22 protein-coding genes are annotated in these 16569 nt (G+C 52.1%); 3 read left to right on the top strand and 19 right to left on the bottom strand.

Going from position 1 to position 16569, the window contains the following annotated elements; translation table 11 throughout:
* Positions 1–285: 285 nt before the first annotated feature.
* Entirely contained in the window at positions 286–579 is a 294-nt protein-coding gene (locus F3J38_RS00005) for a hypothetical protein (RefSeq protein ID WP_167133826.1), read from the top strand.
* Here the strand turns inward: F3J38_RS00005 and F3J38_RS00010 are convergent.
* The 5 genes from F3J38_RS00010 to F3J38_RS00030 form a co-directional block, all read right to left on the bottom strand.
* The gene (locus tag F3J38_RS00010; protein ID WP_167133829.1) at positions 539–835 is read right to left on the bottom strand and encodes a hypothetical protein; all 297 of its coding nucleotides are present in this window, start codon (positions 833–835) and stop codon (positions 539–541) included. The genes F3J38_RS00005 and F3J38_RS00010 overlap by 41 nt on opposite strands.
* A gap of 14 nt (positions 836–849) precedes the next feature.
* On the bottom strand, positions 850–1203 hold the full coding sequence (locus tag F3J38_RS00015) for a phage tail protein (protein WP_167133831.1): 354 nt from the start codon (positions 1201–1203) through the stop codon (positions 850–852).
* A gap of 8 nt (positions 1204–1211) precedes the next feature.
* Positions 1212–3866 carry a tape measure protein gene (locus F3J38_RS00020; RefSeq protein ID WP_167133834.1) on the bottom strand — a complete coding sequence of 885 codons (2655 nt, stop codon included), beginning with the start codon at positions 3864–3866 and terminating at the stop codon, positions 1212–1214.
* Between the two features lie 59 nt (positions 3867–3925).
* The gene (locus F3J38_RS00025) at positions 3926–4447 is read right to left on the bottom strand and encodes a hypothetical protein (RefSeq protein WP_167133837.1); all 522 of its coding nucleotides are present in this window, start codon (positions 4445–4447) and stop codon (positions 3926–3928) included.
* 118 nt (positions 4448–4565) lie between these two features.
* Positions 4566–4853, bottom strand: a complete 288-nt coding sequence (locus tag F3J38_RS00030) for a DUF2542 family protein (protein WP_167133840.1) — start codon at positions 4851–4853, stop codon at positions 4566–4568.
* Positions 4854–5024: 171 nt separating this feature from the next.
* On the opposite strand from F3J38_RS00030, the gene F3J38_RS00035 reads away from it, so the two are divergent.
* On the top strand, positions 5025–5315 hold the full coding sequence (locus F3J38_RS00035; RefSeq protein WP_167133843.1) for a hypothetical protein: 291 nt from the start codon (positions 5025–5027) through the stop codon (positions 5313–5315).
* A 5-nt stretch (positions 5316–5320) separates the two neighbouring features.
* On the top strand, positions 5321–6028 hold the full coding sequence (locus tag F3J38_RS00040; protein WP_167133846.1) for a hypothetical protein: 708 nt from the start codon (positions 5321–5323) through the stop codon (positions 6026–6028).
* A gap of 22 nt (positions 6029–6050) precedes the next feature.
* On the opposite strand, the gene F3J38_RS00045 is transcribed toward F3J38_RS00040, so the two are convergent.
* From F3J38_RS00045 to F3J38_RS00110, 14 genes are all read right to left on the bottom strand, one after another.
* Positions 6051–6722, bottom strand: a complete 672-nt coding sequence (locus F3J38_RS00045; protein WP_167133849.1) for a DUF6246 family protein — start codon at positions 6720–6722, stop codon at positions 6051–6053.
* A gap of 49 nt (positions 6723–6771) precedes the next feature.
* Positions 6772–7515, bottom strand: a complete 744-nt coding sequence (locus F3J38_RS00050; protein ID WP_167133852.1) for an Ig-like domain-containing protein — start codon at positions 7513–7515, stop codon at positions 6772–6774.
* A 24-nt stretch (positions 7516–7539) separates the two neighbouring features.
* The gene (locus tag F3J38_RS00055) at positions 7540–7923 is read right to left on the bottom strand and encodes a phage tail termination protein (protein WP_167133855.1); all 384 of its coding nucleotides are present in this window, start codon (positions 7921–7923) and stop codon (positions 7540–7542) included.
* Positions 7920–8288: an HK97 gp10 family phage protein gene (locus F3J38_RS00060; RefSeq protein WP_167133857.1), complete on the bottom strand. Its 369-nt coding sequence runs from the start codon at positions 8286–8288 to the stop codon at positions 7920–7922. The genes F3J38_RS00055 and F3J38_RS00060 overlap by 4 nt, the downstream gene beginning before the upstream one ends.
* A 2-nt stretch (positions 8289–8290) precedes the next feature.
* The gene (locus F3J38_RS00065; RefSeq protein ID WP_167133860.1) at positions 8291–8638 is read right to left on the bottom strand and encodes an uL10 family ribosomal protein; all 348 of its coding nucleotides are present in this window, start codon (positions 8636–8638) and stop codon (positions 8291–8293) included.
* A 165-nt stretch (positions 8639–8803) separates the two neighbouring features.
* Positions 8804–9205 carry a DUF7370 family protein gene (locus F3J38_RS00070; protein WP_167133863.1) on the bottom strand — a complete coding sequence of 134 codons (402 nt, stop codon included), beginning with the start codon at positions 9203–9205 and terminating at the stop codon, positions 8804–8806.
* Between the two features lie 60 nt (positions 9206–9265).
* Positions 9266–9550 (bottom strand): hypothetical protein, encoded by a 285-nt coding sequence (locus F3J38_RS00075; RefSeq protein WP_167133865.1) that lies wholly within the window; start codon positions 9548–9550, stop codon positions 9266–9268.
* A 9-nt stretch (positions 9551–9559) separates the two neighbouring features.
* Positions 9560–10657: a major capsid protein gene (locus F3J38_RS00080; protein WP_167133868.1), complete on the bottom strand. Its 1098-nt coding sequence runs from the start codon at positions 10655–10657 to the stop codon at positions 9560–9562.
* A 14-nt stretch (positions 10658–10671) separates the two neighbouring features.
* Positions 10672–11118: a gp53 minor capsid family protein gene (locus tag F3J38_RS00085; protein WP_167133871.1), complete on the bottom strand. Its 447-nt coding sequence runs from the start codon at positions 11116–11118 to the stop codon at positions 10672–10674.
* Entirely contained in the window at positions 11118–12392 is a 1275-nt protein-coding gene (locus F3J38_RS00090; protein ID WP_167133874.1) for a hypothetical protein, read from the bottom strand. The genes F3J38_RS00085 and F3J38_RS00090 overlap by 1 nt, the downstream gene beginning before the upstream one ends.
* Before the next feature lie 13 nt (positions 12393–12405).
* Positions 12406–13371, bottom strand: coding sequence for a phage minor head protein (locus F3J38_RS00095; RefSeq protein ID WP_240155857.1), 966 nt, complete (start codon positions 13369–13371; stop codon positions 12406–12408).
* Positions 13316–14665: a DUF1073 domain-containing protein gene (locus F3J38_RS00100; protein ID WP_167133877.1), complete on the bottom strand. Its 1350-nt coding sequence runs from the start codon at positions 14663–14665 to the stop codon at positions 13316–13318. Before F3J38_RS00100 ends, F3J38_RS00095 begins: the two co-directional genes overlap by 56 nt.
* Positions 14666–14797: 132 nt before the next feature.
* Positions 14798–16117: a PBSX family phage terminase large subunit gene (locus F3J38_RS00105; protein WP_167133880.1), complete on the bottom strand. Its 1320-nt coding sequence runs from the start codon at positions 16115–16117 to the stop codon at positions 14798–14800.
* A complete protein-coding gene (locus tag F3J38_RS00110) occupies positions 16101–16568 on the bottom strand; it encodes a DUF2280 domain-containing protein (RefSeq protein ID WP_167133883.1) in 468 nt (155 codons plus the stop codon). The genes F3J38_RS00105 and F3J38_RS00110 overlap by 17 nt, the downstream gene beginning before the upstream one ends.
* Between the last annotated feature and the right edge of the window lies 1 nt (position 16569).

The following is a 16569-nucleotide window of genomic DNA, read 5'->3' on the forward strand; positions in this document are numbered from 1 at the left end:
GAACATGGAATGAGTGCTTGCCGAGATCGATACCAATGAGCGATACGTTTTGCATGATGATCCCCTTCAGAAAGAAAAACACCCTGTCAGCATAGCGCCCGACAGGGTGGAGGTGACCATCTCATTAAGGCCGCCATGCGGCAGCCATTGGATGATTACTGATCGAATATCAGGATGTTGCTGATTTACTGATAAGGATATCTTGAGTATTCAGCCCGTCCATGTTTGGGGCATGGACGCACAAAACGATGAGGGATGGCTGATTACCTCTGGCAAAGGATTATCATGTCTGACGAACAGAGAATTGAAAGCTTTGAAGCCAGAATTCAACAACTTCAGAAAGATTTAGCAGAGCAGAGGCAAAAGTTACTCACCCATGAAATCATGTCAGGTCTCTTGCTGACTAACATCGTCCGAATAGTAAACAAGATGTCGCCTAAAGAAAATGCAGCTCAAATTCTTTTGGATGGTCTAAAGGAGGGTCAGGCTAAAGCTGCGGAAGGCGACGCCAGAAATGATCCTCACACAAAAGACGCCTTTATAAACGCGATAAATGCAGTGAATCGCGCAATGAAGTAGTCGCAATGTCGAGTAAGCGGTCTCTTTCCTTGTCATAATTGACGCTCACTGACACCTCATTCGCAGCGGTCGATGGTTTGACCGCTTTTTTATTCCGCTCTGAACGGTGCAACAACCCCCCAGGTCGCATTGAATTCTTAATCGTCTCTGAGGTGATTTTCTGAACCAACTTAGAGAATGATTTCTTATCAGACTGCTGCCCCTTTAGTTCTGCAAGTTCTGCTTCAAGTGCTGCTAAACGTTGTTCAACATTCATCTTTATACTCCCGGTTATCTTGGAACCTGCTCAAATGTAGCAGTTAATTGATAAATACTTCGAGTCTTCTGCATCGACCACGTTCGGCACACATACAGCGCCTGAACGCCGGTATCTGGTGGCGTCCAGTAGAACGACTCAACAGCCATGCGAGCGACAAGGAAGGCTCGAACTTCCTTTGCCACGTTTGGCCGTGAGCACTTGTCATCGTCATAGCCAATGAAGGTCAGCGGGTATTTACCCATGAGCGGATTGATACCATTTACCTGTCGCTGTTCGTAACGATCGCCCAACTTCACGACTGTTACATCAGGCGTGTCTTCGCCCGTGAAGCCCGATTGCGGGCTCCATGTGAAAGTTTCTGGCATGGGATGTCCTATTTACGCTGTGTCAGCATTCCGCCGGGGCGTTGCTGATCTTTCATGGCTCGAAGTGACTGTTGGTAAGAGATTTGAGCAATCTGTTTGGTTAACTCTTCAGGGTCTCCGGTAGCAGAAGTGATGGTGAAGTAATTATGCTGCTCAATCACTCCGCCCCCACCGCTCGAACCGCCAATATCCTTATTGCTGATCACCGACCCGTTATCGCCGGGGATCATGTACTGGTTTCCATTGCTGGCCTTGAAGATTTCTGGCTTACCGCCTTCACCTACCCGGTAGATGCTGTTTCCGTCAACGGGCCCACCTTTTTCTCGGCCGCCGCCGTAGGAAATACTGCTAATCGCGCTGACCATCTGCCCCCCAGCTGCAACTGCCTGAGCAATCGCGGGAATGTTTGCAGGGTATGGAAGCGCCATTGCATTGCCTATGGCGGTTTGTAAGTTAAGTGCTGCCTGAGCAACTGCGAATCCTTTGCTTATGGCGAACATGGCTTGGTAAGCAGCGCTAGACTTACCAGCAGCCTGCCCAATGGCATCTGCTACTGCACCGACAGAGTCAGATGTGGCGCCAAGCAAATTGCTCATGTTCTGTTGGTAGGTCTGCCTTTCAGTTATCGCAATTTGCTCGCGAGCATTGGCCGCCTGTTGCTGAATAGAGGTTTTCGCATCTTCATACAATTGAGCATTTTGAAGGTCAATTGCTTGATAGTTTGCGAGTGCTGCGAGTTTTTTCTGTTCTTGCTGGTCAATCTGAGCAACAGGATCAACAGCTTCGCCAGTAAGCGGGTTAACTGATGCCTTACCAGCTGCCACCTCCTGATTTGCAAAGTTTTGACCCTGTTTGATCTGTGCCTGTTGCTTGAGGGCGTTATTTTGGTCCCATATCTTGGCCGCATACTCTCCTGCCTGAAGAATCTGAGCATCGGTTGCGCTTTTGCTTAGGGATTGTTGTGCCTGCAGAATGGCTTGTGAACGAGAAAGCTCTTTAGTTGAGTCCGCAACCTGATCGGACTTCTGACGAAGAACCTCCAACTTTTGCGCATCTGATTCAGCCTGCGATGAAGCTTTTTTGCCTTCCGCTGCTGAGGATTTTCGCGCGCTGGTATTCCTTTCTGTCGCGGCATATTCGTCTTGAAGTGCCTTAATGCGCTTGCTGTCTGTGATACCAGCATCTTCCGCATCATATTGCGCCTGCAGTCTTGCGCGTGCTTCGCCCTCAAACCTGGATAACTCCAGTTTTCGCTTCGTGGACTTTTCAAGTTTGCTTAGTTCGTCTGCGGCCCCTGCACCAGCTATCTTTATCGGTTGGTTACTTGCCGAAGCATTGGCTTTTGAGATTGCTGCCAAATCTCCTACAAGCGCTGCAGCCTTATTACTGACTGCGTTGATTCCCTCTGCCTGTGCTGCCCAGCCATCAAGACCAAGAAACGAGTAAGTTCTTGCGCGACGGGCAAACATGTCAGCAGTGCTGTTCAGGTCTGAAATCTGCTGTGTCGCGTTTGGCACCCGGCCTGCAAGCCTGTCGATTGCTGCAGTGATGGAGTCGATAAAATGAACCATTCCGGTGCTTGTGCCAGTGGTGTCATTTATCTGCTTCACTAACTCCTGAAATGAAATCGTCAGGCTGTTTGTTGCCTGATCCACGGTGCGCGGTAACTTTGAGAACTCCTGATTCATCAGCCCTGTCTGCGTCATGATGGCATTGAGCGCATCTTCTGCTGATAGTTTGCCCTCAAGCATTCGCTTGCGCAGTTCGCCCACAGAGATGCCAAGTCCTGCCGCCATCTGTCGCGCTAACTCAGGCATCTGCTCGATGATGGAGTTAAATTCCTCCGCGCGTACCGTTCCGCCTGCAATTGACTGTCCAAGCTGGTGTAAAGCATTAGCCATCTCTTCAGTAGAAGAACCGCCGATGCGGCCAATTTTCTGAAGGGTATCGGTCAGTGTGAGGATTTGCGCGTTGCTTGCTCCGGCGTTCTTCAAGGATGAGGTTAGTGTTTCCCAAAGCTTCTCTGTGTCCTTCAGGCTAGAACCTGATGCAGAAGCGATATCTGAAAGCGCCTGGAATGTAGTGGCACTTTCTTTAGCACTTGATGACAACCGGTCAATGCGCGCCTGCAACTGCGTCATTGTGTCTGCAACTTCAAGGAACTGTTTTCCGTACTGAACCAATTGAGATATTGCGATCGCGGAAGCTATTGCTGTAAGTCCAGTTTTAACCCCAGCCATAATTCCATTGGATTTCTGCTGTGCTGCGTTGGCCTGGTCCTGCGCTTGTTTGAGGTCAAACAATTCACCCGCTAGCTGACCAATCTCTTTTCGCTGTGCCTGTGTAGCGCTGGCTCCAGCTCGTAGTTCAGCAGCTAAAATTACCGCGGCTCGGGCGCCTTTCTGTTGCTTCTCTTCAAGGATGGCTACTTCATTTCCAAGCGCCTCCATCATTTTGGAAGCGTTGCTGGCATCATCTGCCGATCGAACAACTGCCTTACTAGTCTTTTGCGCAGATCGTTCCAAGTTGTCGAGATTACCTGAAGCCTTACTTGCTCCCTTGCCGATGGCATCAAGCGCGGCATTTGCCTGCGTTGAGCCTTGCAAAAGTGGAGCAATGTCAGCGCCAACCTCGTAATAAATATCTCCGACTTTTTCTGACATCACGATCTCCGGGCAATAAAAAACCCGCTCAAGGCGGGCTTTACAATTTATTTGTTAGCTTACTTTGGAAGAGATGCGACAAACCTCTGGAGCGCGTAATAGGCCTTGCTATCACCCTGCGCGTCGATAATTGCATTCGACATTTGACCACTTCCGGTTCTGACGAATATCCAAGCCTTCTTAGCTTTGGTAATGTCCTTAACCATGTCTAGCGGGACCAAGAAATCCTTGCTGGACTGAACATAAGCAGATGACCCGGTGGCTTGGCTGTCATAGCGGGTCAGATCACTGTCATCGCGCAGTTGATATTTTTTGCCATCAATTTCTATTTCTGCTGACCGAATAAAATCGGTGGTGTTAGCGAGAGAGACGGTAAGCAGCGCCATGTCTTTATGGCTTTCAGTCCAGAAAGCGCCAACCATAATGCATTGCGATGTTATGCAGGCGGCGCCGTGAGGGTGCACTGATACTGTTCTTGCACCAGTGTATTTATCCTTTCCAGACACAGCATCAAGCCCGCTTGTGTTAGAGCATCCGGCCAGCGAAGCAATCAAAGCAAATCCAATAAGTAACTTCTTCATTCCATTATCCCCAGGGCATATTGTGGGACAAATCCTAGCCAGGATAGAGCGCAATGGGAAGCAAGAAACCCGCCGGAGCGGGTTGAGAGCACTATCCAAATCTGGATGATGCGGCAACTTACAAAGTGAAGTGTCCACGAATAGCGGCATACCAGCCGTTCACGGTTGGGTCCAGCTGCATAATCCAGAAGCCAAGAACTATCATCGCGAAACCCGCGCAAGTGTGAAGCAGCATGTAAAGCCAGTACACTTCGCACCTATCACTTCTGTGAACGTATTCACGCCGGGATGTACCTTTGAATCGTAATGTGTAGACGCCTCGACGCATAAAGAATACGGCTTCAGTGAGAGTAATGATGCCGCAGGCAAAAATGATAATGACAAGTATCCAGTCTTTAACGTCCATGGCTTTTTTAGTCCTTCGATTCGCTTAACCATGCTACACCACAAGGACAGATACCATAAGCACTGATCATCTATCAGGATATAACCAAGCTGATCTCTAAGTTATGATTTATCTTAAAACAACGATACATATACGCATCCAGTTTAACCTGTTGTTATAAAAGGATATAAAATGAGCATCACTCCGCGTAAGGAAATTTCGCTTTCTAAAGATTATGTTGATAACACAGCTGACTCATTTGTGATTAGTGACTTTAGCGCGAGCGGTCAGGAATACGCTCGTATAAGCTTCACTCGACACTTGCATGTTCCAAAAGAACTACCTTCAGAGCCTGGTGAGCCGGTTTTAATGGATTTTTATGCAGAAGCCCTCCAATCCGTGCCCCTGCCATTGAGTGTTGCTGTAGAGATGGCTGCGTTGATACTTGCAGCCTCTGCTGCTAAAGATGCCGCTAAAGAATAATTACGATGTCTACTGTGGAAGATGCACTCAATACAGCTTCGTCAAGCGGTGGAGCTTACTCAAATGTGATTGGCTTAGATTTTGCCCGCTCTGGTTTGTTTCCTGGCATATCTCGAGCTACTCAAAGAGCTAACTATCTGGGCGCTACAGCAGATCCTCATGTAAAATCATCTATAGATGCAGCACCTAGCATGGTAATGCCTGACGCATTTAGTAAGGATCTTGAGGAAGTACCTATGACCATCAATCGTGAAGAGCTTGATGCAAAATTAGCTCTAAATAAGGCAGAAATTTTAGCTGTATCTGCTGAGATGCGCAGAGAAATGGCTGAATGGAGAGAGCAGCAAAATACTCAGATGGCTCAACTCAACACAGCAATTTCTACCCTTTCAGCCAAAATCGACGGCAAAATAGATAGCGTTGATGGCGTAGTTAAATCTTTCGATGGAAAAGTTGAAGGAATTCAAGGTCAGATTACAGGCATGAATACCGCTATAGCAGGTATTCAGTCAGGCATTTCCACTCGCATGGCAATTTTTGGGGTGATAATTGCTGTGGTGGTAGCTATTCCTGGTTTGATTTCTGCGCTCAAAGACGCTCCTCAACCATCACAGCAGCCGGTCTTAATACAACTCCCAACTCAACAGCCTGCACCTGCACCTGCACCTGCACCTGCACCTGCACCTGCACCACAGCAAAATAAACCCAACTAATCCGGCTTCGGCCGGGTTTTCTTCACCCTTTAGCCAACCTCCTCGCCTTCTTCGCCAAGTAGTCATCAGCCACAGCGTCATATTCTTCTTTCGTGAAGCCCTTCTGTTCCGGGAACTTTGCAGCCAGAAGCATCTGGAACTCTGTCATAGTCAGTTTCTCAGCCTCTTCCCGACTCATTCCAAGGTGAGTACGGGCTGCGCTGATGTATTCGAAAGCATTAAATTCAGATGATGCCTGCGCTCCTTCGTGCCGCTGAAGCTTACGCACTTTAGCTTTGCCAATGATGCCGTGCTGAAGCAGGGACTGAGCAATCAGCACCATGTCCGTTACAGGCATGGCGCCTTTACGATAAACAAATGACCAGCGGCCAGTTTGCCCTGGGCATAGCTCACCAATCAGCGCGCTGACATTGTCATCACAGCATGCGGAAAGCACATTCATAGCCGAATAAATCACGGGCTTATTGAATTGCGGCCTGGCAATGTACGCCATCAACCACTGAGGGATGCCACCATAAGCCGCGACAGAGCGCCGAATAAGGGACGCGTACTCGTCGTTATGCAGGTCATAAAAGGCCTGAACAATCGACTCCGGATCGCCAATACGCATCATGTTTGCGAAGGATGGGCGGAAAAAGTAGTCATGGTCGCCCATTGATACCAGGCACTCGCCTATCTCTTTGTATGGTGTCATATGCTCTCCATAAGCATTATCAGGGGCAGCACGCCGCCCCTTGGAATGGTTACGAAGCGGTAACCGTTACAGCAGTTGTGCCAGTGAATCCGCCATCGGTAGACGTGAAGGTAATCGTCGCGCTACCCGCTGCCACCGCAGTGACAAGGCCTGTATTGCTCACAGTGGCCTTAGTAGCATCGGAGGTTGTCCAGGTACCGGTACGGTCGGTTGCATCGGTTGGCTGAACTGCGCCCGTTAATTGACGCGTCGCGCCAACGGCGAGCGATGCTGTAGCCGGTGTAACAGTCACGCCTGTTGCAGGGATTGTTTCGTCCGTGTCGATCACCTGAATAGTGCTGGCGTCACCTACTTTGAATTCAGTGGTGATTGGCACAATGTCGTTGGTCCCACCGCTAGAGCTAAGAGCAGTGATGTTCATGTAGCCAATGAACGTGATTGGACCGTATTCCAGACGAACCCAAATACCAGGCTGACGGCGGTTGGAGATTTCAGTGTGGTAATACTTAATCAAACGACCCACGCCGTATTGATCAAGCTTGTCCTTCTTACGAACTTCACCCTCAAAACTGATAGTGAAATCCGAGTTGGTTACGATAGTTTCAACATATCCTTTACCGTCATCAGCATCACTGGTGACACTGTTCGGGCTGAAGTCGAAACCTTTTGTTGTGCCGGCGGCCAGCGCTTTCCATTCCGACTCCTGCGGCAGTACATCGCTGCAGCCATCGGCAACTTCAAGCACTACGGCACCACCGAACAAACGTTCGTTGCTGTTCTGGCATTCAGCCATGTTTAATTCCTCTTTGACGTTTAACTAATCGCCGTGAGTGGCGACGAACTGGAGTCGATAGACCAGGCGGCCTTCTGTGGTGAGAACGGGAGCGGGAATGCCGCCAAGGTTTTGCAGATAGCCGATGCAGTTATCAGACATGGGGTTTTGCTGGACATAGGAGATTATGGACTGAACCACTTCATCAACCACACCATTGCCGCCTTTAGCACCGACCACATCTATCAGCACGTAATATTCAGCACCAAGCTGGTTGCGCACTGCGCTGCCACCATTGGGGCGAAACACCATGAACTTATCCGATGCTGTACCGGTGTCGTTCCAGACAAGCAACTGCGTTTTAAACCCGTCCGTAAGTCCTGCATCCACCAGGTAATTCCGCACCCGCGTGTGCATTGGAGGATTCAAAGCGCCATCTCCTTCTTGATCGCCGCAGTGATAGCATCGCGCGAATCCTCAAATCCCTTGGTCAGGAACTCCTTCTGCGCAGTTGCGCGCCTGAAGTTTTGCGGGATATTCGGGTCATGCACGTAGACGGCATAATTGGCTGAGTAGCCGACGCGACCAACGATGCGTGTCCCGCTAGCTGTGACTTCACGATACTGGCTGTTCAGTAACGTCGATGTGTCTATTGGCGTGTAAAGTGCCGCCTGAGAGGAACCGATGATCAGCACGCTCTGGATGGCACGTAAAGCCCTGCGCCCCTGAATATCATCAATGACAGCATCGAGGTTTCTCTTGGCCTGCTCGACTCCACGGATTTTAATTCCCATGGCTAAACTCCCGTGATAATCGCCCAGTCGTCAGTGGTACGCTCGAACGTGTCGGCGTACTGAATTGACTGCATGATTTCGTCAGCACCGGCGGCGATGGGGTCAGTCTCAGTCGATGCGCCGATCAGGATGTAGTCGCCAGTATTAGCCAGCGCATACTCAGTCCAGATGGTGTTTTTGACGACTTTCTCACCACCGATAGCGCCGAGACGCTTGGAAAGGCCGCCCTGATAATCACAGGCAATAACCAGCGGCTCAGACCAGCCGAGCGAATCACCGTATTCATTGTTGCCGAGAGGCTTCCAGATAGTCGCCTGCGCGGTGTATGACCAGTTGGCTAATGATGACATGTCATGCCCTCCAGCCGATTACAGTGGGCTTTTCAGCGGCAATGCGCTTGCAGTTAAACACCCAATCACCAGCGCTGTTAACGTAGCCGGTAGTTTCCCGGCCTGTGGATGTCTTCAACCAGACGCGATCGTATGGTTTCGGCGGTGTTGATGGGGATTGCCAGGTCATTTCCGGCCTCCACACATGCAGCCGCCCTTCGCAATCCACAGCCCAGCAAATGCCTGCTGCGTTGGGTCTGGAGGAATCAGAGCGGTAGCGCATCCGCTTTTATCCAGACCGCGCAGAAGCGCCAATGACCCCTTCCAGCGGTCGGCAAATGACTGATAGCGAAACGAGCGCGACGCACCAGATGGGGCTGACTGAGAGCTGATATAGCGATCGCCCTGCCCCAGCCCCATCAGTCGTAACAGATACATCTGGATGAGTAGCGCGGTGGCGGGTGAGTAATTCGCATTTAGGCACTCTTCAATGCTGTTCGCCTGCTCAACCAGCGCGGCAAGAATGAAGTCGGGCAGCGTAATACCAACCGACTCCAGATACTCTTTGGCCTGAGCCGTGGTGATCATGTTCACCTCAACAATCAGCCCTCCGGAGAGGGCATAAAAAAACCGCCATCGCGGCGGCTGTTATTCGGCAGGGAAAAGCTTTTCGAGTTCGCCATCAGGCAGAAGCTCTGCCAGTCGGTCAGCGCCGAGGTTGCCTTTGAACTCAATCCCCAGCTCGGTCAGGCGGGCGGCGATCGCTTCTTTGCGCGAGGTGGCGGTTGGCGTAGCCGGTGTCAACTCAGCAGAGGATTTATCCGACAGCTTGCGGACGTGAGATTTCAGCGACGGATGAACCTTTTCCAGTTGCACCACATCGCCTTTAGCCACGCCGTGCCACGGCTTAATTACTTCGTATTTCTCAGCCATGATTGCTCCTTAAGCAAGGTTGGCGCCGTAGACCACGCCGGACAGGCCTTCGCCGTCCTTCTTAATCTGCAGGCCTTCAGCAGACATGATCTGGTTGTTGTAGTTGCTTTGAGGCATTGGGCGCGGAAGCGGAACAATACCGACGGCCATACCAACAAGCGGCGAAATGACGTCCTGACGGCGCTCATAGGCAAGGAATTCATTTCCTGTCAGCGCGTAAGTCATCTGGATTGATTCAGCCGGGATGAACTTGGCGATCGCATCCAATACAGTGCCGCTCATCAGCGCATTGGTGCCACCATTTACGTCAATGAGATATGGCTTGGAGAGGTTCGCCATGATTTCAGCACTCAGCCAAAGCTTGCTGTAGCGAGTGACTTTGTTCCGGCGGGCGTTAATACCAAACGCACCCGTCGGGCCGAAGAAAGCCAGAGCTTGTGCCGGGGTTGCAGTGGTCAGGTCGATGTTCGCGCCACCTGCACCGCTTCCAAGATTGATCTTGGTCGTGTTGCGGTGATTTTTCATGCCCTGCGCTTTGTAGCCATCAACAGAAATCGAAGCATCGCCGTTTAGGTAGTAATTCACACGACGCTTGTGAAACTTGCGCATTTTGGCGCCCTGCGCATCCAGCAACATGTCGATGCCAACAGTGCTCAGGCCAGCAGCATGACGCCAGTTGACGCCATAACCTGCGGTGAATACCGGGATTGGGTCGCCATCGCTACCGTAATCGGTATGGTCGAAGGAGTACGGCGCCTGACCATCAATGCTGATTGATACGTCATCAGCGATATCGCCAGACACGTTATACAGTTTCGCAGTTTTGCCGATTGGCAGAACGGTCTGTACGCCCATCAGGTCATTGACGATTTCCATGCCAATTTCCTGATCACGCATCTGGATAACCTGGCGGTCAATCTCCGCCCAGAATTCGCGAGTAAAGCCGCCGACGGCATTTGCAGCCAGCATCTCAGGAGTCATGTTTGAACGGTAGGCGTTTACCATCATGTCGTGCTGCACGTTCCAGATGTTGCGGTTTGCCCACAGCTCATTCCAGTGTCCGCGCAGTCGGCTGTTAGCAGCCAGTGTTTCAGCGGTAAAATACATTATCTGTCTCCTGATTAAGCGCCAGCGGCAACGGTGCCGACGCGCATGCGCACGCGGATGAAATCGGTGGTGCTGGCCGCGATGGTCGCATCGTCCTGGCTGTAGCCGATCACCGAATCGGTGTCTGCTGTTGCCTTGGTGAACTGACCATTGCTTCCCAGCTTGATCGGGTCATCCTTGCCATAGGTGGCAGGGCCACACAGCAGAGCAAGTTCGCGACCTTCTTCGACGTAATTACCCACAGCGGAATCACCAGCAGGCACTGCCTCGGTGATGTTCAGCCCCTGGTGGTAAGCAGGGTCGATGATGTAGATACGACCGGCCAGCGCAGTAGCCTGCGCAAACTCGTTGTCGTCGTTGATGACAGCCGCAGTACCCGGCAGCAACGCTGCAGCAGTAACGCGGGTTTCGGTCTTGTACAGAGACTGACCGTCGATATTAACGCGGCGATAGCGTGGCATTATGCTGCACCTCCAAAGTATGAAGCCGGGTCTGGTGCGCCAGAGACCGCTGGTTTCTGCGCGTTGTTGGTGCCGATCTGAGTGGCTTCGCCCATCTTGCTGAACATCTCTTTCAGCGCTTCACCGCTCAGGGCATTGGCAATGATTTCGCCATGCACCGCTTTAACTGCATCACGCATGGTTTGCTCTTCAGCGCGGGAGTTAGCGGTCAGGGTTTCAGACAGCTTGTCCTGGTTCGCCTGCAGTGCATCAACCTTGTCAGAGAGCGGCTTGATTGCCTTCTCGGTATTGGTCGCCACAGCCTCGCTAACCATGCTGCCGATCTGTTCCAGTTCTTCTTTGGTTAAAGGCATGTCCCCCTCCGTTTGATGGTTTGTTGCAGGAGCTTCCTGCGGAGTGAAAAGAGATTTGATTTTGTTGGCGGCGATGGCGACCCATGACTCCTGACGCGCCACTTTTGCGCCGGTGTCATCGAAGGTGATTTTGCCGCTCTCGGTGCTGTAGCCATAAACCTGTGCATCACCACCGTTGCGGATGACGATCGCCTGCGAATCCGTGAAGTCAGCAATCCATGCGTAATCGTCGGGGCCGGTGGCAAACTTGTCGCGCGCAGCCTGTTCGAGCCGGCGCTCACGTTCGCGGTATGACTCGCCAATCAGCGCACCTGAATTTGCCTGAAGCGCCTTAGCCTGGTCAGCGTTTACCATCAGGCCAACGCCCTGCTCTGGCTGCGCAGCGCCAACCTCATGCAGCAGGATGGCGTCATGGTCCATAGCGTTGATCTTCGCTACCCAATCAATGCCCTGCGCCTTCTGATCGGCATTGGCTTCGAGTTGCTCAAGGAATACGGCAACGCTAGTGTGGATCGGCGGCACATCGTCGCCACGCTCAATTGCAGCTACACGCTCCAGCAGTTCGCGACCGCCTTCGCTCTGATTGGCTACTGTGGTGTCGACCCACTTCTCCGCATAAACGCGGTTGCCGGACTTCTTAACGTTGCGGTTCCACGCGCCAATGTGACCCGCGTTGATGCCTTCCGGCGAGAAGGCGGAAACAAACTGTCCGTTCACCGTCGGATGACCAAGCGGTGCAAGAGTGCCTTCCAGCCCCTGATAGTGAGCGTCGATTTCCGATGCCGAATAAAGGCCGCCGTTCATCACAACGTTTGCCGGCAGCGTGTAGCTCGGCAGAACCAGATGCTCACGACCGTTGTACGTTTCACGGCGAATAGCCTGACTGTTCACCCTGGTGGTGACATTGACCTGCATAGTCATGGTTATCTCTCGATTAGGCCGCGTGCTTATGGTCGCAGCAGTGATGTGTTTTGTTGGTTGCCATGCGTTTGCCCCATGTCTGGGTAAACTCTTTTTTGGCGATATCGATGACGGATGAGTTGAGTGGTACGCCCTTCTCATCTACCAGGACGGTGACCTGAGAGCACTTACAGTTGATCGCGTTGCCATTGACGCTGTACCAGTCGCGCACCTCTTCAGAGGTGTAGAGCTTGCCGTGCCGTAGAGCGTGCGTCTGGCGCGTTGTGGGGCTCAATGCAGACAGGTGCAGCAGCATGACGTTAAGCCCGAGATCGTCACTGGCTGAGTCGTGCTCATCCCAGCGCGCGCGGCGTAGCGCCGTTGTTATCTCGGTTCGGGCAATGCGGTTAGCCCGCCCCTGCTCAATGCCTATCTGATCGCGAATTCGCCTAGCTACTTCTTTCGGGTTTTGCCCCCGGCCAATGCCATAAGTCAGTACGCGCGACAGGTTTTGCTTCACATCAGCCGACAGGCCTTTCATCTCTTCGAACGTGCGCGCCCTGACCAGCACCAGCCGGTTTTGATACGCATCACTGAGAAGGATGTCCTGCACGCTGCCGCGATATGCCTCATACGATGTCGACTGCTGCGCGAGGTTGGCAAACTCCTGCGCCGTGCCGCGCTGATACGATGGCGACACGTAATCCTGAAACAGCCACGGATTGAACTCGCCTCCCTGCAGCAGGATTTCATCAACGAGTGAATCGCCGTTCTGCAACAGCATCGACAGCATGGTCGGGTCTAACTGGAAGGTGTAACGCTGGTTTACTGCGGGCTCTGCCGGTATGCGGTTGAGCAACTCGATATAGCGATTGCTGATTTGCTTCAGTCGCCTGGCATAGTCACGCATTGCGCCACGCTCAAGCCGGTCAACTCCGGTCGGGTCAAGCTTGTTGCTTGGCAGGATCGCTGGTTTGGGTTTCTTCTTCAGCTTCGCCATCTCCCTCATCCTCCGGTAGTGGCTCGCTGCCGCCTGGCTCATATCCTGCGGCCACGCGAATCTCATCAACGGTGAATACCTGCTCACCAGATGCCAGAGATGTCTGGTTGATGCTGCTCATCTTGGTGGCACTGTCGAGCTTATCGGACGGTGACTGCTCGTTTAACTCATCCCACACGATGCTGAACTTAGCCACCGGCTTGATGATCTGCAGGTATATGAGCTTGTCTGCCATATCCTCAACATCGAACGACAGGTCACCACGGCGCGACTGACAGCGACCATTAAAGTAAATCTGGTCTTCAGTGCTGGCGCGCTCGCCTGACTGGTTGCCGACGATGATTCGAGATGGCATGTCCACAGAGGCACTGAACGTCTTCAGGTTGACGTCATAGGTCGGTGATGGGTCAGAAACCGCGTTGACCATTGAAGTGACCTGAGCACCCTGTGTGATGAGCAGCGTGTCATTGCCGCGGTTAATCTCGCGAGCCGCTTCGTTATATCGCTCCTGCAACTCATCAACAGAAACGCCGTACATTGAGGCCAGATTGTTGAAATCGACCTCTTTGTCGAAGTTGATATTCTGCTGTCGCGCGGCGTTCTTCAGGAATGACTCACCCGATCCGCCTTCGACTTTTTCCAGGCTGACGCAGGCGTTATAGCCAGGCTCGAGAAAGCCGATTTCGTCATCTGACATATCACCGATAATCAGTACGCGGTCAGGGTGAATGTTGCGCTGCGCAGTGCTGCCATCAGAAAGTGATTCGGTGTACTGCCACATGGTGATGGAGCCGTTGCCATCGCGAGAACCAACCTTCAGCGCGCTAGCCCATACAGGAGTTATCTTCTGCAGAGCCTTTCCCTTAACAACAGGCTGATCCCAGTTCTTGCTGTCCTTAATGTGCAGCAGGATGCCAGCCCAGCGGCCAACCAGACGACGGGCGTCGGCTTTAGCGAATGCTCGCCAGAATCGGTGCGTGAATACCTGGATACTTGCCCGCTCCCACGCGGTTAATTCGCGGGATTCATCGGACTGCTCACCTTCAATTACCTGCGGGTTTGTTTTCCAGCAATTCGAAACCAGTTTGTTAACTGCACCGTGAGCGATGCCGCCGCGACGGTACAATTTGTAGAGGTCATTAAATTCGAGATTGTCTTTGAAGCCATATTCGCACCAGGCGCTCTCACGCTTCGCATCCAGACCCATGCTTGGGTTAAATGCCATCTCCCGCGCACGGGCAAGCCTGACGTCATTCAGCGCGTGATTGACGGCGAGCGTTAATTTGTCAGTCATGGTTTGTCCGTTATGGTCGCTTGGGTGGCGGCAGGGTTTCACCTAATGGGGTTTTGGAGGAGCAAGGTTGATAGCCAGGCCAGCCTTTACGCTTTCTTTCGCAACCTGCGCACTTGCACTTCTCAGTCATAATCATCTGCCTTGCAGGCGTTTTGGAAGCATCATGCCCATCGATTGAGGCTTGTGCTTGATGTAACCGTCCAGCCCGTAACGAGCCGCATCCCAGCAGTGGTTGTGCTTATCCTCGATTACAGGAAGTACCTCGCCAGTTACACGGTCTGTTTTGTAGGAATAAAGGCGAGCCTCTTTGGCTGTTTCTTTGCAGCGTGAATGGATTACGATCTGCTTGAAGCCGCGCAGGCAGGTTATGCCGTCCTCAACACTTCCTTGCCACTTTTGTGCAGCTGAAATGTTGAAGCCCTGATTCTTAATATGGCTGATTGTTTCAGGGCGGGAGTTATCAGCCTTGATAGGCCATTTACGTGATTGTGGTACGCCAGGGTATTTGGCGTCATCAGTAACTTTCCATTCTTCGAGCTGCTTTTGCTTGGCTTCATCCTTGCCCGCATAAAACTTCCACATGTCATCAAGCTCAACGCCAATTCCGTAGGCTTCATGCTCTATGTACAGGCAATTATCGAGGATGAACATGCGCAGCAGCGTGCTGGGGTCTTTCGCAAAGCCGAAGTCAGCACCGAACAGCAGTCTCTCAGCCTTTTGCCACAGGTCGGACGCGAAGTCCTGCACTACATAGCGATTAGCCAGCACCTGCTTGTCAGAGTTTTCAAGGTAAGCACCTTCCCAGATCCACGCATAATCGGCGTAATTGAGGTTAGCCAAATCCTCAAGGCGCTCTTCCTCAAGCACTTCAGGGAACCATGGGTTATCGCCATAATTCATCTCAACGATCATTGAGCTTTTTGGCGGGTTCTTCCTGAACATCTTGTCGGTGGCGCTGCCGTCTTTCTCCGGGTTCCATGTAACCCAGATTTCGGAACCCTTTTCACGGACGGTAGGACGAAGCTTCTTCCAGGCAGTGGATGAAACAGATTCAGCCTCATCAACCCAGGCGACTAAGATGCGCGCTTTGGATTTAATGCTGTCCAGGTTGTGTCGCAGGCCGCAGAAAACGTAACTCACGCGGCGATTCTTGGTGCGGATGTACTTCTCACCAATATCGAAATAATCATCCAGCCATGGCACAGAGCGTATCGCCTGCTTCACCTCCTCCATCGAGGATTCTTCAAGCGAGTTCATGTACTCACGCCCGCAGAGGATCACGCCACTCCTGCCGCTCTCTGCAGCTTCGTATGCTTTCACTGCGCTCATCAGGGCAAACGTTCTGGTTTTTGCAGAACCGCGACCACCATGGGCGCCGCGATAACGCACATCTGGCGTAGCGAAAACAGGTACTAGCTTGGCGGGGATAGGCAGATCAACCTGATTTTCCATTAGTTGGCTCTACCCCTACCAGTCTGATTGTTGTCGGCCGCTGGCTCATGCTGCCATCAGGACTGGTGTGCTCAACCTTCTGCCGGTTGGTGTAAGCATCGCCAACCTCTTTAGCTGCCTGCTCTATCAGGGATGAAGCCAGCGCCATGTTTCTCATCGATTCGGCCTTGGTCATCATTCGGTCAAGCGCGCGCAGTCGATAGGCTTTGTTGGCGATCGGGATGTCGGTGATTTCGGTCTGGAAACGGGTGCGGGTAGCTTTGAATAGCTCAACCCACTTCTCCGCCAGACCTTTGCCGCTAGCCTTCGTGGGGTCGTGTGATTCGACCTGCTGACGAGAGATCTTCAGCTTGAATTCTTTCTGGACTTCATCGACCACCTGGGACGGGGTGTCGTAACATGCCAGGGCCTGAACGATGAAGGCTTTCACTTCTGGTTTCAGTGTCGCCATT

The organism is Candidatus Pantoea formicae, from assembly GCF_011752625.1.
Taxonomy (GTDB): Bacteria; Pseudomonadota; Gammaproteobacteria; order Enterobacterales; family Enterobacteriaceae; genus Pantoea; species Pantoea formicae.